Source organism: Pseudomonas fluorescens, assembly GCF_040448305.1.
Lineage (GTDB): Bacteria > Pseudomonadota > Gammaproteobacteria > Pseudomonadales > Pseudomonadaceae > Aquipseudomonas > Aquipseudomonas fluorescens_BH.
Map to the genome: position 1 here is coordinate 5,536,927 of NZ_CP148752.1, position 19,261 is coordinate 5,556,187.

The following is a 19,261-nucleotide window of genomic DNA, read 5'->3' on the forward strand; positions in this document are numbered from 1 at the left end:
AACAAGAATCCACGGAGAACCGCCATGTACCAACTTTTCATCGAAGGCCTGCAACGCCTCGGCCGCGCGCTGATGCTGCCGATCGCGATCCTGCCGATTGCCGGCCTGCTGCTGCGCCTGGGCGATACCGACCTGCTGAACATCGCGATCATCCACGACGCCGGCCAGGTGATCTTCGCCAACCTGGCGATGATCTTCGCCATCGGCATCGCGGTCGGTTTCGCCAAGGACAACAACGGTACGGCGGGGCTCGCCGGGGTGATCGGCTACCTGGTGATGATCTCCACGCTCAAAGTGCTCGACCCGAGCATCAACATGGGCATGCTCGCCGGGATCGTCAGCGGCCTGATGGCCGGCGCGCTGTACAACCGCTTCAAGGACATCAAGCTGCCGGAGTACCTGGCGTTCTTCGGTGGCCGGCGTTTTGTGCCGATTGCCACCGGGTTCGCTGCTGTGGGGCTGGGCGTGGTGTTCGGCTACATCTGGCCGCCGATCCAGCACGGCATCAACAGCTTCGGCACGCTGATGATGGAAAGCGGCAGCTTCGGCGCGTTCGTCTTCGGTGTGTTCAACCGCCTGCTGATCGTCACCGGCCTGCACCACATCCTCAACAATATGGCGTGGTTCGTGTTCGGCAACTTCACCGACCCCACCACTGGCGCGCTGGTGACTGGCGACCTGTCGCGCTACTTCGCCGGCGACCCGAAAGGTGGCCAGTTCATGACCGGCATGTTCCCGATGATGATCTTCGGCCTGCCCGCCGCCTGCCTGGCGATGTACCGCAACGCCCTGCCGGAACGGCGCAAGGTGATGGGCGGGATCTTCCTCTCGATGGCGTTGACTGCGTTCCTGACCGGCGTCACCGAGCCGATCGAATTTGCCTTCATGTTCCTCGCGCCGTTGCTGTTTCTGCTGCATGCGTTGCTGACCGGCCTGTCGATGGCCATCACCAATGCGCTGAACATCCACCTGGGGTTCACCTTCTCCGGCGGTTTCATCGACATGATCCTTGGCTGGGGCAAGTCCACCAACGGCTGGCTGGTGTTCCCGGTGGGCCTGGCGTATGCCGTGATCTATTACGTGGTGTTTGATTTCTGTATTCGCCGCTTCGACCTGAAAACCCCGGGCCGCGAAACCAGCGCTGCCGCCCCGCAGGTTGCAGTGGCCGACAATGAACGCGCCGGGGCTTACATCAAGGCCTTGGGCGGTGCCGAAAACCTGATCACCGTCGGTGCTTGCACCACGCGTTTGCGCCTGGACATGGTGGATCGTAACAAGGCCTCGGATACTGACTTGAAAGCGCTCGGCGCCATGGCCGTGGTGCGTCCGGGCAAGGGCGGGAGTTTGCAGGTGGTGGTGGGGCCGATGGCCGACGCGATTGCCGATGAGATTCGCCTGGCGATGCCGGCACTGGGGCGCGCCATCGTGTCGTCGCCGGCAGCAGAAATCGACGCACCGAAACCTGCCGCCGTGGCGACACCCGAGGCACAGCAATGGCTCAATGCGCTGGGTGGTGGCGACAATGTGCTGCAACTCGATTGCGTCGCCATGACCCGCATTCGCCTGCAACTGGCCAATGGCAAGGCGTTATCGGAGTGTGATTTGAAAGCACTGGGTTGTCAGGGTGTGAGTCAGCTGGACGGTGGCGTGTGGCATCTGCTGATTGGCGACAAGGCGCCGAGTTTGAGTGATGCGCTGGAAGCGTTGGTCAATCGCAGTGAGGTGAGTGCCAAGGTTTAAATCTTCAGCGCCCGACAGTCAGTCTTCGCGAGCAGGCTCGCTCCCACAAGGGTCCGGTGTACGTCGATCCACTGTGGGAGCGAGCCTGCTCGCGAAGAGGCCATAAGCAGCACCACAAAAACCCGATCAACAAAAAACCCGCTGAAATCTCTTTCAGCGGGTTTTTCACTTCAGCGGCAGAGGATCAGAAATCCTCCAACCGCCACACTTCATAAGCCGGTGTCTCGTAGGGATGGCTCTGTTTCAGAGCCGCCACCACCGAGCGAATCAACTCATCGGCCACCACCAGCTCAACCTTCCATTCCTCGACCTGCTCGACCTGCCCTGCCTCGCCAATGAATGGCTGACTGCCATCCAGTGGGCGAAACTGGCCGAGGCCCAGCACCTGCCATGCGCAGTGGTCGTAAGCACCGATTCGACCGCCACCGGCGGCGAATACGGCACTTTTGACCACTTCGACATGACTGTCGGGAACAAAAAAACTGAGCTTGTACACGGCGCTTAGTTAACCCACACGCGAGCATTACGGAACATGCGCATCAACGGTGCATCTTCGTTCCAGTCATCGGAGCGCCACGAGTTCTGCACGGCGCGGAACACACGCTCCGGGTGCGGCATCATGATGGTCACGCGACCGTCGCGGCTGGTCAAACCGGTGATCCCGCGCGGCGAACCGTTCGGGTTGGCCGGGTAGCTTTCGGTGACCTTGCCGTGGTTGTCGACGAAACGCATCGCCACGCAACCGGACAGGTCGGCTTCCAGCAGTGCTTCTTCGCTGGAGAACTCGGCATGACCTTCGCCGTGAGCAATGGCGATCGGCATACGCGAACCGGCCATGCCTTGCAGGAAGATCGAGTTCGACTCCTGGATCTGCACCATCGCAACGCGGGCTTCGAACTGCTCGGAACGGTTACGCACGAAGTGCGGCCAGAACTCGCTGCCCGGGATCAGCTCGTGCAGGTTGGACATCATCTGGCAACCGTTGCACACGCCGAGGGTGAAGCTGTCGTTACGCTCGAAGAAGCCCTGGAACGCATCGCGGGCACGGCTGTTGAACAGCGCGGATTTCGCCCAGCCTTCACCGGCACCCAGTACGTCGCCGTAGGAGAAACCACCGCAAGCGACCATGCCCTTGAACTCGTTCAGGTCGACACGGCCGGCCAGAATGTCGCTCATGTGTACGTCGATCGCATTGAAACCGGCGCGGTCGAACGCAGCCGCCATTTCCACCTGACCGTTGACGCCCTGCTCACGCAGTACGGCAACCTGTGGGCGAATGCCTTTCTTGATGTAAGGCGCGGCGATGTCCTGGTTGACGTCGTAGCTGAGCTTGACGCTCAGGCCCGGGTTGTCCTCTTCCAGCAGCACGTCGAACTCTTGCTCGGCGCAGTCGGCGTTGTCACGCAGACGCTGGATCTGGTAGCTGGTCTCGGCCCACTGGCGTTGCAGCAGACGACGCTGGCCTTCGAACACGGTGTCGCCGTTGAAGGTGATGCTGATCTCGCCGTTGTTCATCGGCTGACCGATCACCGACACGCAGTCACCCAGGCCGGCAGCGCTGAACTGCGCGAGGATGTCCGGGGTGGCGTCCTGGCGAACCTGGATCACGGCGCCCAGTTCTTCGTTGAACAGGATCGCGGCGATGTCGGCGGAGGTTTCTGCCAGACCGTCGAGGTTCAGGCTCAGACCGCAGTGACCGGCGAACGCCATCTCGACAACGCTGGTCAACAGACCACCGTCGGAACGGTCGTGGTAAGCCAGCAGGTGACCGTCGGCATTGAGGCCCTGGATTACGGCGAAGAAGGCTTTCAGGTCTTCGGCGTCATCGACGTCCGGAGCCTGTTTGCCGAGCTTGCCGTGAACCTGCGCGAGGATCGAGGCGCCCATGCGGTTCTGGCCACGGCCCAGGTCGATCAGGATCAGGTCGGTGGTGCCCTTGTCCATGCGCAGTTGCGGGGTCAGGGTCTGACGGATGTCAGTCACTGGCGCGAAACCGGTCACGATCAGGGACATCGGCGAAGTCACGGACTTGTCTACGCCTTCATCGTTCCAGCGCGTGGCCATGGACATCGAGTCCTTGCCCACCGGAATGGTGATGCCCAGCTCAGGGCACAGTTCCATGCCGACCGCTTTCACGGTGTCGTACAGGCGGGCGTCTTCACCTGGGTGACCGGCTGCGGACATCCAGTTCGCCGACAGCTTGATGTCGGAGATCTTGCCGATACGCGAAGCCGCGATGTTGGTCAGGGTTTCGCCGATGGCCATGCGACCCGACGCCGGAGCGTCCAGCAGTGCCAGCGGAGTACGCTCGCCCATGGCCATGGCTTCACCGGTGTAGACGTCGAAGCTGGTGGCGGTGACGGCCACGTCAGCCACCGGAACCTGCCACGGGCCGACCATCTGGTCACGGGCCACGAGGCCGGTGATGGTGCGGTCGCCGATGGTGATCAGGAAGCTCTTGCTGGCCACGGCCGGGTGATGCAGGACGCGCTCGACGCAGTTGGCGATGTCGAGGGTCGACGGATCGAAATCGTCGCCCAGTTCGTTTTCACGAACCACCGAACGGTGCATGCGTGGAGCCTTGCCCAGCAACACTTCCAGCGGCATGTCCACCGGGCTGTTGCCGAAGTGGCTGTCGGTGACGGTCAGCTGCGGTTCGGCAGTGGCTTCGCCGACTACGGCAAACGGGCAACGCTCACGTTCGCAGATCGCCTTGAAGCGCTCGAAGTCAGCCGGACCGACCGCCAGGACGTAACGTTCCTGGGATTCGTTGGACCAGATTTCGTGCGGGGCCATGCCCGGCTCGTCATTTGGAATGTTGCGCAGTTCGAAACGGCCACCGCGGTCGCCGTCGTTGACCAGTTCCGGGAAGGCGTTGGACAGACCGCCCGCACCCACGTCGTGGATGAAGCTGATCGGGTTCTTGTCACCCAGCTGCCAGCAACGGTCGATGACTTCCTGGCAGCGACGTTCCATTTCCGGGTTTTCGCGCTGTACCGAAGCGAAGTCCAGGTCCGCCGAGCTGGTGCCGGTGGCCATGGAGGAAGCCGCACCGCCACCCAGGCCGATCAGCATCGCCGGGCCGCCGAGCACGATCAGCTTGGAGCCGACCAGGATCTCGCCTTTCTTGACGTGTTCTTCACGGATGTTGCCCATGCCGCCAGCCAGCATGATCGGCTTGTGGTAACCGCGAACTTCGTCACCGTGCGGGGTGGTGATCGACTGTTCGAAGGTACGGAAGTAGCCGGTCAGGGCCGGACGACCGAATTCGTTGTTGAATGCCGCGCCGCCCAGCGGGCCTTCGATCATGATGTCCAGCGCGGTAACGATGCGCTCAGGCTTGCCGTACGGCACTTCCCACGGCTGTTCGAAGCCCGGGATCTGCAGGTTGGACACGGTGAAACCGGTCAGGCCAGCCTTCGGCTTGGCACCACGGCCGGTAGCGCCTTCGTCGCGGATCTCGCCGCCGGAACCGGTGGATGCGCCCGGGAACGGGGCAATCGCGGTCGGGTGGTTGTGGGTCTCGACCTTCATCAGGATGTGCACCGGCTCCTGCACCGCGCCGTACTGGCGGGTCTCAGGGTCCGGGAAGAAACGACCGGCCACGGAGCCGACGATCACCGAAGCGTTGTCCTTATAAGCCGACAGAACGCCTTCGCTGTGCATCACGTAGGTGTTCTTGATCATGCCGAACAGGCTTTTTTCCTGGCTCTGGCCGTCGATGTCCCAACTGGCGTTGAAGATCTTGTGACGGCAGTGCTCGGAGTTCGCCTGGGCGAACATCATCAGTTCGATGTCGTGCGGGTTGCGCTTCAAGCCGACGAAGGCGTTGACCAGATAGTCGATTTCGTCTTCGGCCAGGGCCAGGCCCAGCTCGGTGTTGGCTTTTTCCAGCGCGGCGCGGCCGCCACCCAACACGTCGATGGCGGTCAGGGGCTTCGGTTCGGCGTGGCTGAACAGGCCGGCGGCCTGTTCGAGGTTGCCCAGGACGATCTGGGTCATGCGGTCGTGCAGACCGTCGGCGATCAGCTGGGCTTCAGCGTCGCTGAACTGGCCGGCCACGTAGAACGCGATGCCACGCTCCAGGCGCTGGATTTTCGCCAGGCCACAGTTGCGGGCGATGTCGCTGGCCTTGCTCGACCACGGCGAGATGGTGCCGAAACGCGGCAGCACCAGAAACAGACGACCGGTCGGTTCCTGTACCGGAACGCTTGGACCGTACTTCAGAAGGCGCGCAAGCACCTGCTGTTCGTCGCCGGTCAGGACGCCGGTGACTTCGGCGAAGTGAGCGAATTCAGCATACAGGCCACTGACAGCCGGAACCTTCTGGCTCAGTTGCTCAAGGAGTTTGCTGTGGCGAAAGGCAGAAAGGGCAGGAGCGCCGCGCAGGATCAACATCTTCGGGACAGCCTCGGGAAGGGGTGTGCTTTGAGGCCGTGCATTCTAGCCTAAACAGCCCGCGACAGCACCCGAAACGCTACGCACGGTTGCACTCGGGTGTCGATCTGTGTTTCTGCCTCGAAAGTCAGGTTAACCGGGCGTGTGACGACAGCTTATTTTTACTGTAACAAAATGCAGACAAAGCCCATTCCTGCGGGGTTCCGGCCGGTTTTGTGATCTCTAGCAGACTAGCCCCTCACTGTCGAGATATGGCGCCCGTGGTCCTTTGCGTATACTGCGCAAATGTTTTTCCCAACGGCTTTGCGTCCGCGGTACGCCAAATGGCTGATCGCAACCGGACTCTTCCTGATGCTCGGTGGCTGTGTTGATAAACCCAACACGCTCGAGCGCGTAAAGGAGGATGGTGTGCTGCGGGTGGTTACCCGAAACAGCCCCGCCACCTACTTTCAGGATCGCAACGGTGAAACCGGCTTCGAATACGAGCTGGTGAAGCGCTTCGCCGACGATCTGGGGGTCGAGCTCAAGATCGAGACCGCCGACAACCTCGATGACCTGTTCAACCAGGTCGGCAAGCCCAATGGCCCGGTGCTGGCGGCGGCCGGCCTGGTCAGCAGCGAAGAGCGCAAGAAGCAGGTGCGCTTCTCCCACTCCTATCTCGAAGTCACCCCGCAGATCATCTACCGCAACGGCCAGTCCCGGCCGACCGATGCGAAAGATCTGGTGGGCAAGAAGATCATGGTGCTCAAGGGCAGCACCCACGCCGAACAACTCGCGCAGCTGAAACAGAAATTTCCCGGCATCGAATACGAAGAGTCTGACGCAGTCGAGGTCGTCGATCTCCTGCGCATGGTGGACGAAGGTCAGATCGACCTGACACTGGTCGACTCCAACGAAGTGGCGATGAACCAGGTGTACTTCACCAACATCAGGGTCGCCTTCGACCTCGGTGACGCCAGCAACCAGAGCTGGGCTGTCGCCCCGGGCGACGACAACAGCCTGCTCAACGAAATCAACGACTATCTCGACAAGGTCAAGAAGAACGGCACCCTGCAACGCCTCAAGGACCGCTACTACGGACATGTCGACGTCCTCGGCTACATGGGCGCCACCACGTTTGCCCAACACTTGCAGCAACGCCTGCCCAAGTACGAACAGCACTTCAAGTCATACGCCAAGAAAGAGAAAGTCGACTGGCGCCTGCTGGCGGCCATCGGGTACCAGGAGTCGTTGTGGCAACCGGCGGTCACCTCCAAGACCGGCGTGCGCGGCCTGATGATGCTGACCCAGAACACCGCGCAGGCCATGGGCGTGTCCAATCGCCTGGACCCCAGGCAGAGCATCATGGGCGGCGCCAAGTACCTGGCCTACATGAAAGACCAGCTCGACGATTCGATTCAGGAGCCGGACCGGACCTGGTTTGCCCTGGCGGCCTACAACGTCGGCAGCGGCCACCTGGATGACGCACGCAAACTGGCGGCCAAGGAAGGCTTGAACCCGGACAAATGGCTGGATGTGAAGAAGATCCTGCCGCGCCTGTCGGAAAAGAAGTGGTACAGCAAAACCCGTTACGGCTACGCCCGTGGCGGTGAACCGGTGCATTTCGTGGCGAACATCCGTCGCTACTACGACATCCTGACCTGGGTCACGCAGCCGCAGCTTGAGGGTGATCAGGTCGCCGAGGGCAAACTGCTTGTTCCGGGGATCGACAAGAGCAAGCCTGCTCAAGAGCCAGCACCGCTCTGACAGCCCCCCAAAATCAATGTGGGAGCGAGCCTGCTCGCGAAGGCGGTTTAGCAGTCAACATCTCTGCTGGCTGACACTACGCTATCGCGAGCAGGCTCGCTCCCACAGGGTTTTGTGTTGGCTTTTAGGCCTTGGCAGCCGCCGCCAGAATCAGCGCCTTCATCTCCGAAACAGCCGACTTGAAGCCAACGAACAGCGCATGGGCCACCAGCGCATGGCCGATGTTCAGTTCGTTGATGCCCTTGATCGCCGCCACCGCTTCAACGTTGTGATAGTGCAGGCCATGGCCGGCATTGACGATCAGCCCCTGGGCCAGGCCGAAGGCCACGCCATCGGCCACACGCTTGAGTTCTTCGGCGACTTCGGTCGGCGTCTCGGCATCGGCATAACGCCCGGTGTGCAGTTCGATGGCCGGTGCACCAACACGACGCGAAGCTGCGATCTGGCGCTCATCGGCATCGATGAACAGCGACACTTCGGAGCCGATCTTCGACAGGCGCTCGACCGCGGCTTTGATCCGCGCTTCCTGACCCGCCACGTCCAGGCCACCTTCGGTGGTCAGCTCCTGACGGGTTTCCGGTACCAGGCAAATGTGCGCCGGGCGGATGCGTTCGGCGAACTGCATCATTTCCTCGGTGACGCCCATTTCGAAGTTCATGCGGGTTTGCAGCACGTCCTTGAGCAGCAGAACGTCGCGTTCCTGAATGTGCCGACGGTCTTCGCGCAGGTGCACGGTGATGCCGTCGGCGCCCGCCTCTTCCGCGTCCAGTGCTGCCTTGACCGGGTCCGGGTAACGGGTGCCCCGGGCCTGACGCAGGGTGGCGACGTGGTCGATGTTCACGCCAAGAAGAATGCGGGTGCTGGTGGTCACGGAAAGCGCTCCAGAAGAAGAGAAAGTTCGGTGCACAGCATACGGTGTGATCAGGGCTTGCGAAACAGTTCGCGACTGACAAGTGGACGGCCGCCCAAGTGAACGGCCAACGCCTGGCGCATCAAGCGCTTGGCGGCAGACAGGGCGCCGGGGGCGGACCAGTCGGCTTCAGCCATCGCCAGCAGTTCGGTGCCGTTGAACAGGCCCGGTTGCAGCAGATAGACACGTTCAAGCCCCGCATCCACTTGCAAACGGTAGAGACCGTCCGGTGCGATGGGTTGATCATGAATATCAGCAGTCAGGGAAAAACCGTAGCCGAGGTCATCGAGCAAGCGCCACTCGAAGGAGCGCAGCAACGGCTCCAGCGGCCGACCTTCGGCCAGCGCCAGCAAAGTCGCGGCATAGTGATCGAACACCGAGGGAAGCGGATCTTCAGCGGGCAACAGGCGAATCAGCAGTTCATTGAGGTAAAGACCGCTGAACAGCGCCTCGCCGCTTAGCCAAGTGGAAACCCCGGCACTTTCCATGCGCCCGACGTTCTTCAGCTCGCCCTTGCCCCGGAATTCGACTTCCAATGGCACGAATGGCCGCGCCAGCGTCCCGGCCTTGCCCCGCGCACTGCGCAACACCGCCCGCAGCCGACCTTGCGGTGTCAGGAAATCCACCAGCGCACTGTTTTCACGGTAGGCGCGGGAGTGCAGGACGTAGGCGGGTTGGGCGATGGGTTGGGACATGGAAATCGCAGATCTCAATGAGTGAGCACGGTATTACTGACAACCCCAAAACCACTGTGGGAGCGAGCCTGCTCGCGATGGGGGACTAACATTCAACAGAGTTGTTGACTGACAGACCGCTATCGCGAGCAGGCTCGCTCCCACAGGGGATCCTCGTACATCCAGATCAGGTATTACAAATCGCCATAACCCAACGAACGCAATGCACGCTCGTCATCGGACCAGCCACCCTTAACCTTGACCCACAGGTTGAGCATGATCTTGGAGTCGAACAGTAGCTCCATGTCCTTGCGCGCTTCGGTGCCGATACGCTTGATGCGCTCGCCCTTGTCGCCAATGATGATTTTCTTCTGGCCATCGCGCTCGACGAGGATCAAGGCATGGATGTGCAGGGTCTTGCCCTGCTGCTTGAACTCTTCGATTTCAACGGTGATCTGGTACGGCAGCTCGGCACCCATCTGGCGCATGATTTTCTCGCGCACCAGTTCGGCGGCGAGGAAACGGCTGCTGCGGTCGGTGATCTGGTCTTCCGGGAAGAAGTGATCGTTTTCCGGCAGGTGATCGGCGATCACGCGCTCCAGTGCATCGAGGTTGTGCCCGTGCTGTGCGGAAATAGGGATGATCTGTGCATTCGGCAACTGCTCCTGCAACCAGCTCAGGTGCGGCATCAGCTCGGCTTTGTCTTCGATGCGATCGGTCTTGTTCAACGCCACGATCAGTGGGCCGGTCACGTACTGGACGCGCTCGAGAACCATCTGGTCTTCTTCGGTCCACTTGGTGCGGTCGACCACGAAGATCACCACGTCGACGTCTTTCAACGCCGCCGAAGCGGTCTTGTTCATGTAGCGGTTCAGGGCCTTCTCGCCACCCTTGTGCATACCGGGGGTGTCGACATAGATAGCCTGCACATCGCCCTCGGTCTTGATACCGAGCATGTTGTGACGGGTGGTTTGCGGTTTGCGCGAGGTGATCGCCAGCTTCTGACCGAGGATGTGGTTCAGCAGCGTGGACTTGCCCACGTTCGGACGGCCGACGATGGCAACATAGCCACAGCGAGTTGCGTTTGTATCAGTCATTGCCATTCTCCACACCCAGGGCAATCAGTGCTGCGGCGGCCGCTACCTGTTCGGCAATACGACGACTCACACCCTGACCTCGGCTTTTTTCATTCAGTAAGATGATTTCGCATTCGACGAAGAACGTCCGGCAATGCGGCTCACCCTGGATATCCACCACTTCGTAACGCGGCAGCTCACAACCACGGGACTGCAGGAACTCTTGCAGGCGGGTCTTTGGATCTTTGTTGGTGTCGACCAGCGTCAGGCCTTCGAACTCGCCAGCGAGCCAGGCGAGCACACGCTCGCGGGCCATTTCCATGCCGGCATCGAGGTAGATCGCACCGATCAGCGCTTCGAGGGCATCGGCCAGAATCGACTCGCGACGGAAGCCGCCGCTTTTCAGCTCGCCGGAACCCAGGCGCAAGTATTCGCCCAGATCGAAACCACGGGCCAGTACGGCCAGGGTCTCACCTTTGACCAGACGCGCGCGCAAACGCGACAACTGGCCTTCGCGAGCCAGCGGGAAACGCTCGAACAGCGCCTCGCCGGCGACGAAGTTGAGAATGGCGTCACCGAGGAATTCCAGGCGTTCGTTGTTACGCCCGGCAAAGCTGCGGTGAGTCAGGGCCAGGACCATCAGTTCCTGATCCTTGAAGGTGTAGCCGAGCTGACGCTCTAGACGGCTTAAGGAGACGCTCACGGTTTACCCACGCTGAGTTCGTGGCTGGATTCCACCGCCATCGCCGCGAGGCGGCGCAGGCTTGGGACAATTAACGCTGTGTTCAAAAATAACGTCCTGAATATCATTGGCTTCATGCTTTTTCTGTCACCTTCTTCAGGTTCCAGAAATGCATTCGGCGCTGTGTTCAACAGCGCCGTGTTTGATTACTTGATCAGGCCAACCCGCGAGAAATTCGGCAGGTGACTGAGTTTGGGTTCCGGCCAGCTCATCCAGACCGCAAAGGCCTTGCCGACGATATTCTTGTCGGGAACCATGCCCAGCAGATCCTTGGGAATGCTCGGATCATCCCAGTAGCGACTGTCGTTCGAGTTGTCGCGGTTGTCGCCCATCATGAAGTAGTGCCCGGTCGGCACGGTCCACGAATGGTCCGGCATTGCACGGTAGCGGCTCATTTCCTTGCGGATCATGTGCTCGGCCGCGCCGAGTTTTTCCTTGTAGAGCTCAGCGCTGCCCAGCGTGCCCGGCTCGGAGCCGACCAGTTGCTCGGCAATCGATTGGCCGTTGACGAACAGACGCTTGTCGGCAGTGTAACGAACCGTGTCGCCCGGCAAGCCAACCACACGCTTGATGTAGTTGACGTTCGGATCGCTCGGGTAGCGGAACACCATGACATCGCCGCGCTGCGGATCACCGACTTCGATGACCTTTTTGTCGATCACCGGCAAGCGGATCCCGTAGGAAAACTTGCTCACCAGGATGAAGTCGCCGACATCCAGGGTTGGTTTCATCGAACCGGAAGGAATCTGGAACGGTTCCACCAGGAACGAACGCAGCACCAGCACGATGAACAACACCGGGAAGAACGACTTGCCGTATTCAACCAGCAGCGGTTCTTTGTTCAGCTTCTCGACCACGACCATGTCAGGCTGGCTGACGCTGCCCTGATAGGAGGCGATGGCGGCACGCCGACGCGGGGCCAGGACCAACAGATCGAGCAACGCCAACAGGCCGCAGACGAACACGGCGATGACCAGCAACAGCGGGAAATTTAGTGACATAGGACCTAACTATCCAACCTGAGCACTGCAAGGAAGGCTTCCTGTGGAATTTCCACGTTGCCGACCTGCTTCATGCGTTTCTTACCGGCCTTTTGCTTTTCCAGCAGCTTCTTCTTACGGCTGACGTCACCACCGTAGCATTTGGCCAATACGTTCTTTCTGAGCGCCTTGACGGTTGTCCGCGCCACAATCTGCCCGCCAATGGCGGCCTGGATTGCCACATCGAACATCTGCCGTGGAATCAGTTCTTTCATCTTCTCGGTCAACTGGCGACCTTTGTAGTGCGAGTTGTCACGGTGCACGATCAGCGCCAGGGCATCGACCTTGTCACCGTTGATCAGCACGTCCAGTTTCACCAGACTGGCCGATTGATAACGATCGAAATGGTAGTCCAGCGAAGCATAGCCGCGGCTGGTGGATTTCAGGCGGTCGAAGAAGTCCAGCACCACTTCGTTCATCGGCAGGTCGTAGGTCACCTGTACCTGGGAGCCGAGGAACAGCATGTCGACCTGTACACCACGTTTTTCGATGCACAGGGTAATGACGTTGCCCAGGTGCTCTTGCGGCACAAGAATATTGGCGCGCACGATCGGCTCGCGCATGTCTTCGATGGAAGACAGATCCGGCAGCTTCGACGGGTTATCGACGTAGATCGTCTCGCCGGTCTTGAGCAACAGCTCGAAGATTACCGTCGGCGCCGTGGTGATCAAGTCCAGGTTGTACTCGCGCTCCAGGCGCTCCTGGATGATTTCCATGTGCAGCATGCCGAGGAAGCCGCAACGGAAGCCGAAGCCCAGTGCGTCGGAGCTTTCCGGCGTGTATTGCAGCGACGAATCGTTCAGGGTGAGCTTTTGCAGCGCCTCGCGGAAGTCTTCGAAGTCGTCGGAGCTGACCGGGAACAGACCGGCATAGACCTGCGGCTGGATGCGCTTGAACCCCGGCAGCACGTCAACGTCCGGCGTGGTGCTCAAGGTCAGGGTATCGCCCACTGGCGCACCGTGAATGTCCTTGATGCTGGCGATGATGAAGCCCACTTCACCGGCCTTGAGGTCAGCGGTAGGGGTGTGCTTCGGGTTGAATACACCGACGCTGTCTACCAGGTGGATCTTGCCGGTGGACTTGACCAGGATCTTGTCGCCCTTCTTCACACGGCCGTGGCGCACGCGTACCAAGGAAACAACGCCCAGGTAGTTGTCGAACCAGGAGTCGATGATCAACGCTTGCAGCGGATCTTCGTAGTTGCCGGTCGGTGCAGGAATGGTGGCGACCAGGCGCTCGAGCACTTCGTCGACGCCCAGACCGGTCTTGGCCGAGCACTCGACCGCATCGGTGGCATCGATGCCGATGATTTTTTCGATTTCTTCTTTAACACGGTCCGGATCGGCCTGTGGCAGGTCGATCTTGTTCAGCACCGGCATCACTTCCAGGCCCTGCTCGATCGCCGTGTAGCAGTTGGCAACCGACTGAGCTTCAACGCCTTGACCGGCATCGACCACCAGCAGCGCGCCTTCACAGGCGGCCAGCGAACGGCTCACCTCATAGGTGAAGTCAACGTGGCCGGGGGTGTCAATGAAGTTGAGTTGGTAGTTGATACCATCGCGAGCTTTGTAATACAGGGTGACGCTGTGCGCCTTGATGGTGATCCCGCGCTCACGTTCAAGGTCCATGGAGTCCAGGACCTGGGCTTCCATTTCGCGCTCGGCGAGGCCGCCACACATCTGGATGAAGCGATCGGCCAGCGTCGACTTGCCATGGTCAATGTGGGCGATGATGGAGAAATTGCGGATATGACTCAAATCACTCACGGATCAACACTCAAAAAGGCTGCAGGCATAGCCCGCCGAAAAATAGCCGGGAATTGTACCTGATCCGCGGCGCAAGCGTCACGTTCGCAGGTCAGACGGCACCTACAAAAACGCCCCGGTCTTGCGACAAGGGCGTTTTTTATCGTCAATGCGGTCGGAAAATGCCCGCCATCAGCCTGCTCGACGCAACAACCAGAGCCCCGCCACGGTACAAACACCTGCCGGCACCAGCACCGAAAGCAACGGCGGGAAGCCGAACACCTGGCTCGAAGGCCCCAGCAGATCCTGAACGATGCGGAAGGTGAAGCCCACCAGCACGCCGGTGAACACCCGTTGACCCAAGGTCACCGAACGCAGCGGACCAAAGATGAAGGAAATCGCCATCAACACCAGAGCGGCAGTCACCAGCGGCTGCAACACCTTGACCCAAAATGCCAGCCAATAGCGGCTGTTGTTCAACCCCTGGTCCGCCAGATAGTGGATATAACCCCACAACCCGCTTATCGACAGCGACTCTGGCACCATGACCACAGTGCTCAGCAATTGCGGACTCAAGGCCACGTTCCAACGCTCGACCGGAGTCGACACCACTTCAGTGCTGCGCTCGTGGAACAACGTGGTCGTGACATCCGTCAACTGCCAGTGATCGGTGTCGAACTCGGCACGCTTGGCGAAGCTCGCCGACAACATGTGCCGTTCGCTGTCGATACGATAGCGGGTCACGCCATACAGGATGCCGTTGGGTTGCACCGAGTTGACGTGAATGAATTCATCGCCCTGGCGGTGCCACAAGCCGTGCTTGGCGCTTTGTGCATCGCCGCTGCCCTGGGCCAGCGAGCGATTGGCCTGCGCAGCGGTTTCAGCAGGTGGGGCGACGTACTCGCCGACCAGCACACCGGCGAGCATCAATACCAGCATCGGCTTCATGACCGCCCAGACGATCCGGCCGGTCGACACACCGGCGGCGCGCATGATCGTCAGCTCACTGTTGCTGGCCAGACTGCCCAGACCGATCAGGCAACCGATCAGCGCGGCCATCGGCAGCATTTCGTACATCCGGCGCGGAGCGGTCAACAACACATAACTCAGCACATCGACCAGGGTGTAGGTATCGCTGACTTCACCCATCTCGTCGATGAAGGCAAACAGTGTCGCCAGACCAAGAATGATCCCGAGCACCGCCAGAATCGCCATGAACACGCTGCTACCAATGTAGCGATCCAGCTTAACCACGGGCCACCTCCAGCGCGCTGCGGCGACTCGCCATCTTCAAGCGCAAGGGTTCCCAATAGAGCAGGCCCAGGCCAATGGACAGGAAAATCCCGTGCACCCACCACAAACCAAACACCGCGGGGATCTTGCCCTTGTCGAGGGCACCACGGGCGGCAATCAGAATGGTCAGGTAAGCCATATAAAGAAGAATCGCCGGCAGTAATTTGAGGAATCGGCCCTGACGCGGATTGACCCGCGACAGCGGCACCGCCATCAAGGTCACGATGAACACCAGCAATGGCAGCGACAGGCGCCATTGCAACTCTGCGCGCATGCGAATGTCTTCACTGCCGATCAACGTACTGGTCGGCATCGCGTCACGGTCGGTGACTTCGTCGCTGACGTCCGGCTTTGGCAGCAATACGCCGTACTCGTCGTACTTGATCGCCCGGTAGTCGGCCTGCCCCGGACTACCGTCATAGCGATAGCCGTTATCAAGGATCAGGTAGCGGTTGCCGTCCGGACGAATTTCCTGACGCCCCGTTTCCGCCACCAGCACAGAAATCCCGCGATCCTTGTTATTGGAACTGATGTTTTTCTGCGAGATGAACACACCACCCAGATTGACGCGGTCATCCGACATGCGCTCGGTGTAGGTAACCCGGGTGCCGTCACGCAGGGCCTGGAAGCGCCCTGGCTCCAGGGTATCGAATTCGGTCAGGGCATCCTGCTTGTTCAGCAGCAACTGAAACTGATTGGCCCCCTGTGGCGCCAGGCTCAGGCTCAACCACGCCACCAGGAGCGCAACCAGGGTGGCCGGGAACAGCGTCATGCAAAACAGCCGCTGCTGGCTCATGCCGGTGGCCGAGAGCACGGTCATTTCGCTTTCGAGGTACAGGCGTCCGTAGGACAACAGGATTCCGAGAAACAGCCCCAGCGGCAGGATCAGCTGGAGAAACCCTGGCAGGCGAAAGCCCATGATCAGGAACAGCGAGCCCGGATCCAGCAGGCCCGAGGCCGCCTGGGCGAGGTACTTGATGAAGCGGCCGCTCATGATGATGACCAGCAGCACGGCGCTGACGGCGCTCAAGGTCAACAGGACTTCGCGGGATAGATAACGGAAGACGATCAAACCAGACACTCCAGGGTTGTCAGGCTAAGGCGGCCAAACAAGCAAACGTATCGGACAGCCCGCAAGGCAGAGCCGCCGAAAAAAGATGGCGCATTATCCTGTGATTGGGTGCGCCTGTCACTGCGCAAGCTCAAGCAGCCTGTCAAAGCGTTGAAGATCGTACAACCGAGGGTTGTCAGCCGCCGGTAGCGAGGTTCAAACTGCGGCCTTTGTCGCCGGTCGATCCTGGCGCCTTTCTATTTATAAGCAATCGACGCACATAAGGTGTCGGGCGCATGCGTGATAACCATCAATTCAGGGACCCGGACATGGAACTGGTTGTAAAAAGCGTCAACCCCGAAACGTTGAAGACCGCCACTCTCGTGGTCTCCGTCGGCGAAGGCCGCAAGCTCGGCGCGGTTGCCAGACAACTCGACGAATTGAGCGGCGGCGCGATCAGCGCAGTGCTCAAGCGCGGCGACCTGGCCGGCAAGGTTGGCCAGAGCCTGTTACTGCACAGCCTGCCGAACCTCAAGGCCGAGCGCGTGCTGCTGGTTGGCGTGGGCAAGGACGACGAGCTGGGTGACCGCCCGTTCCGCAAAATCATCGCCGGCATCCTCAATACCCTCAAAGGCCTGGGCGGCAGCGATGCAGTGCTCGCGCTGGATGAAGTGGTCGTCAAAGGCCGCGACAGCTACGGCAAGACCCGCCTGCTGGCCGAAACCCTGGTGGACGGCGAGTACAGCTTCGACCAGTTCAAGAGCCAGAAAGCCGAACCCCGCGCCCTGAAGAAAATCACCCTGCTGACCATCAAGGCCGCCCAGGCTGAAGTGCAACGCGCCGTGACCCACGCCACCGCCATCGCCAACGGCATGGCCTTCACCCGCAACCTGGGTAACCTGCCGCCGAACATCTGCCACCCGACCTTCCTCGGTGAACAGGCGAAAGACCTCGGCAAGGAATTCAAGGACCTGAAAGTCGAAGTCCTCGACGAGAAGAAGATCAAGGCCCTGGGCATGGGCTCGTTCTACGCCGTCGGCCAGGGCAGCGCCCAGCCTCCGCGCCTGATCGTCATGCAATACAACGGCGGCAAGAAATCCGAGAAGCCGTACGCACTGGTCGGCAAGGGCATCACCTTCGACACCGGCGGCATCAGCCTCAAGCCGGGCGCCGGCATGGATGAAATGAAGTACGACATGGGTGGCGCCGCCAGCGTGTTCGGCACCCTGCGTGCCGTGCTCGAACTGAAGCTGCCGATCAACCTGGTGTGCATCCTGGCCTGCGCCGAGAACATGCCGAGCGGCAATGCTTCGCGCCCGGGCGACATCGTCACCACCATGAGCGGCCAGACCGTGGAAATCCTCAACACCGACGCCGAAGGCCGTCTGGTGCTGTGCGACGCCCTGACCTACTCCGAGCGTTTCAAGCCGCAAGCGGTCATCGACATCGCGACCCTGACCGGCGCCTGCGTGGTTGCCCTGGGTTCCCACACGTCGGGCCTGCTGGGCAACAACGACGAACTGATCGACCAACTGCTGAGCGCCGGCAAGGCGGCCGACGACCGCGCCTGGCAACTGCCGCTGTTCGATGAGTATCAGGAACAGCTGGACAGCCCGTTCGCCGACATCGCCAACATTGGCGGCCCGAAAGCCGGCACCATCACCGCGGCCTGCTTCCTGTCGCGCTTCACCAAGAACCTGAACTGGGCGCACCTGGACATCGCCGGCACGGCCTGGACCAGCGGCGGCAAGGACAAGGGCGCCACTGGCCGTCCGGTTCCCCTGCTGACCCAATACCTGCTGGACCGCGCCAAAGCCTGAAACCGTTGATGGGCGGCGGCGTCACTTCCCGGTGACGCCGCTTGCCGCTCTGGAACCGCAATGACCAAAGTCGATTTCTATATCCTGCCCAGCGCCGATCCTTCGGCACGCCTGGACTTTGCCTGCAAGCTCACCGAGAAAGCCTGGCGCATGGGCCACCGCATCTACCTGCATTGCAGCGATGCGGCCCAGCGTGACGATCTCGATGCGCGGCTGTGGGCGTTCAAGGGCGAAAGCTTCGTGCCCCACGGCCCTGCCGACAGCGAACCTGAGGGTTTGACTGTTTTGGGATTGGGCGATGACTGCGGTCAGCATCAGGATTTGCTGGTCAATCTCGACCTGAAAGTCCCGGCCTTCGCCAACAGGTTCGCCCGAGTGGCGGAAGTGGTGGTGGAGGATCCGACGATCAGAGCGGCCGCGCGGGAGAGTTTTCGTTTCTACCGCGAACAGGGCTATCCTCTGCAAGATCACCGTTTACAGCGACTCTGAGCCTTCCAATGGACACTCCAAAACCGCTGCAACAGTCCGCGCACCTGCTGGACGACCTTGAGTCGATCCGCCAGTTGCTCGGCGATGACAACCTGCAACCGCCCCTGCTGACCGACACGGTCGAGGACGGCGACCAGGAACAGATTCCGATGTTGTTCGACGCCGTGAGCGAGCCTTCGCCACCCGTCGTACCGACAACCCCTGCCCCCATCGTTGAACCCGCCACCGCTGCAGCGTCGACGCCTGCCGCCAGCAAGAACCCGGATGACTTGCTGCACCTGGACAACGAATTGCGCGCCGCCGCGCAGTTGATCATGCAAGACGTGATCGACGATTTCGCCCCGCACATCGAGACCGAAATCAAACGTCGCCTCAGTGCGCGGCTTGAGCGGTTGTTGAGCCAGTACAACGACTGAACAACTTGCGGTGGCGGCTCTTCTGTGGGAGCGAGCTTGCTCGCGATGACGGCATCACATTCAACATCGATGTGACCATTCGACCGCTATCGCGAGCAAGCTCGCTCCCAAAAAAAGCCCC

15 protein-coding genes are annotated in these 19,261 nt (G+C 60.8%); 5 read left to right on the plus strand and 10 right to left on the minus strand.

Annotated features, from left to right (window positions below):
* Positions 1 to 24 precede the first annotated feature (24 nt).
* The gene (gene nagE / locus WHX55_RS25160; protein ID WP_353741528.1) at positions 25 to 1,740 is read left to right on the plus strand and encodes an N-acetylglucosamine-specific PTS transporter subunit IIBC; all 1,716 of its coding nucleotides are present in this window, start codon (positions 25 to 27) and stop codon (positions 1,738 to 1,740) included.
* Between the two features lie 184 nt (positions 1,741 to 1,924).
* Here nagE and WHX55_RS25165 read toward each other — a convergent pair whose 3' ends face one another.
* Entirely contained in the window at positions 1,925 to 2,236 is a 312-nt protein-coding gene (locus WHX55_RS25165; protein WP_008053216.1) for a YqfO family protein, read from the minus strand.
* Positions 2,237 to 2,241: 5 nt separating this feature from the next.
* Positions 2,242 to 6,138, minus strand: a complete 3,897-nt coding sequence (purL, locus tag WHX55_RS25170; RefSeq protein ID WP_353741529.1) for a phosphoribosylformylglycinamidine synthase — start codon at positions 6,136 to 6,138, stop codon at positions 2,242 to 2,244.
* Positions 6,139 to 6,423: 285 nt separating this feature from the next.
* On the opposite strand from purL, the gene mltF reads away from it, so the two are divergent.
* Positions 6,424 to 7,884 (plus strand): membrane-bound lytic murein transglycosylase MltF, encoded by a 1,461-nt coding sequence (gene mltF / locus WHX55_RS25175; RefSeq protein WP_032829871.1) that lies wholly within the window; start codon positions 6,424 to 6,426, stop codon positions 7,882 to 7,884.
* Between the two features lie 124 nt (positions 7,885 to 8,008).
* Here mltF and pdxJ read toward each other — a convergent pair whose 3' ends face one another.
* From pdxJ to lptF, 8 genes are all read right to left on the minus strand, one after another.
* Positions 8,009 to 8,755 (minus strand): pyridoxine 5'-phosphate synthase, encoded by a 747-nt coding sequence (gene pdxJ / locus WHX55_RS25180; RefSeq protein WP_150757945.1) that lies wholly within the window; start codon positions 8,753 to 8,755, stop codon positions 8,009 to 8,011.
* A gap of 50 nt (positions 8,756 to 8,805) precedes the next feature.
* Positions 8,806 to 9,489: a DNA repair protein RecO gene (recO, locus tag WHX55_RS25185; protein WP_150726770.1), complete on the minus strand. Its 684-nt coding sequence runs from the start codon at positions 9,487 to 9,489 to the stop codon at positions 8,806 to 8,808.
* 173 nt (positions 9,490 to 9,662) lie between these two features.
* Positions 9,663 to 10,565: a GTPase Era gene (era, locus tag WHX55_RS25190; RefSeq protein ID WP_053162286.1), complete on the minus strand. Its 903-nt coding sequence runs from the start codon at positions 10,563 to 10,565 to the stop codon at positions 9,663 to 9,665.
* Positions 10,558 to 11,247, minus strand: a complete 690-nt coding sequence (gene rnc, locus WHX55_RS25195; RefSeq protein WP_008053221.1) for a ribonuclease III — start codon at positions 11,245 to 11,247, stop codon at positions 10,558 to 10,560. Before rnc ends, era begins: the two co-directional genes overlap by 8 nt.
* 185 nt (positions 11,248 to 11,432) lie before the next feature.
* A complete protein-coding gene (gene lepB, locus WHX55_RS25200) occupies positions 11,433 to 12,287 on the minus strand; it encodes a signal peptidase I (RefSeq protein ID WP_150754496.1) in 855 nt (284 codons plus the stop codon).
* Positions 12,288 to 12,292: 5 nt separating this feature from the next.
* Positions 12,293 to 14,092 carry a translation elongation factor 4 gene (lepA, locus tag WHX55_RS25205; RefSeq protein ID WP_150754497.1) on the minus strand — a complete coding sequence of 600 codons (1,800 nt, stop codon included), beginning with the start codon at positions 14,090 to 14,092 and terminating at the stop codon, positions 12,293 to 12,295.
* A 171-nt stretch (positions 14,093 to 14,263) separates the two neighbouring features.
* Positions 14,264 to 15,325, minus strand: a complete 1,062-nt coding sequence (gene lptG / locus WHX55_RS25210) for an LPS export ABC transporter permease LptG (protein ID WP_150726773.1) — start codon at positions 15,323 to 15,325, stop codon at positions 14,264 to 14,266.
* Positions 15,318 to 16,436: an LPS export ABC transporter permease LptF gene (lptF, locus tag WHX55_RS25215; RefSeq protein ID WP_150726774.1), complete on the minus strand. Its 1,119-nt coding sequence runs from the start codon at positions 16,434 to 16,436 to the stop codon at positions 15,318 to 15,320. Before lptF ends, lptG begins: the two co-directional genes overlap by 8 nt.
* 308 nt (positions 16,437 to 16,744) lie before the next feature.
* On the opposite strand from lptF, the gene WHX55_RS25220 reads away from it, so the two are divergent.
* From WHX55_RS25220 to WHX55_RS25230, 3 genes are read left to right on the plus strand one after another with little or no spacing between them, the layout of a single operon-like run.
* On the plus strand, positions 16,745 to 18,235 hold the full coding sequence (locus WHX55_RS25220; RefSeq protein WP_151214029.1) for a leucyl aminopeptidase: 1,491 nt from the start codon (positions 16,745 to 16,747) through the stop codon (positions 18,233 to 18,235).
* A gap of 60 nt (positions 18,236 to 18,295) precedes the next feature.
* Complete coding sequence (locus WHX55_RS25225; RefSeq protein WP_353741530.1) at positions 18,296 to 18,724, plus strand: DNA polymerase III subunit chi; 429 nt, start codon at positions 18,296 to 18,298, stop codon at positions 18,722 to 18,724.
* Positions 18,725 to 18,732: 8 nt separating this feature from the next.
* Complete coding sequence (locus tag WHX55_RS25230; RefSeq protein WP_150754499.1) at positions 18,733 to 19,140, plus strand: DNA polymerase III subunit chi; 408 nt, start codon at positions 18,733 to 18,735, stop codon at positions 19,138 to 19,140.
* Positions 19,141 to 19,261 lie beyond the last annotated feature (121 nt).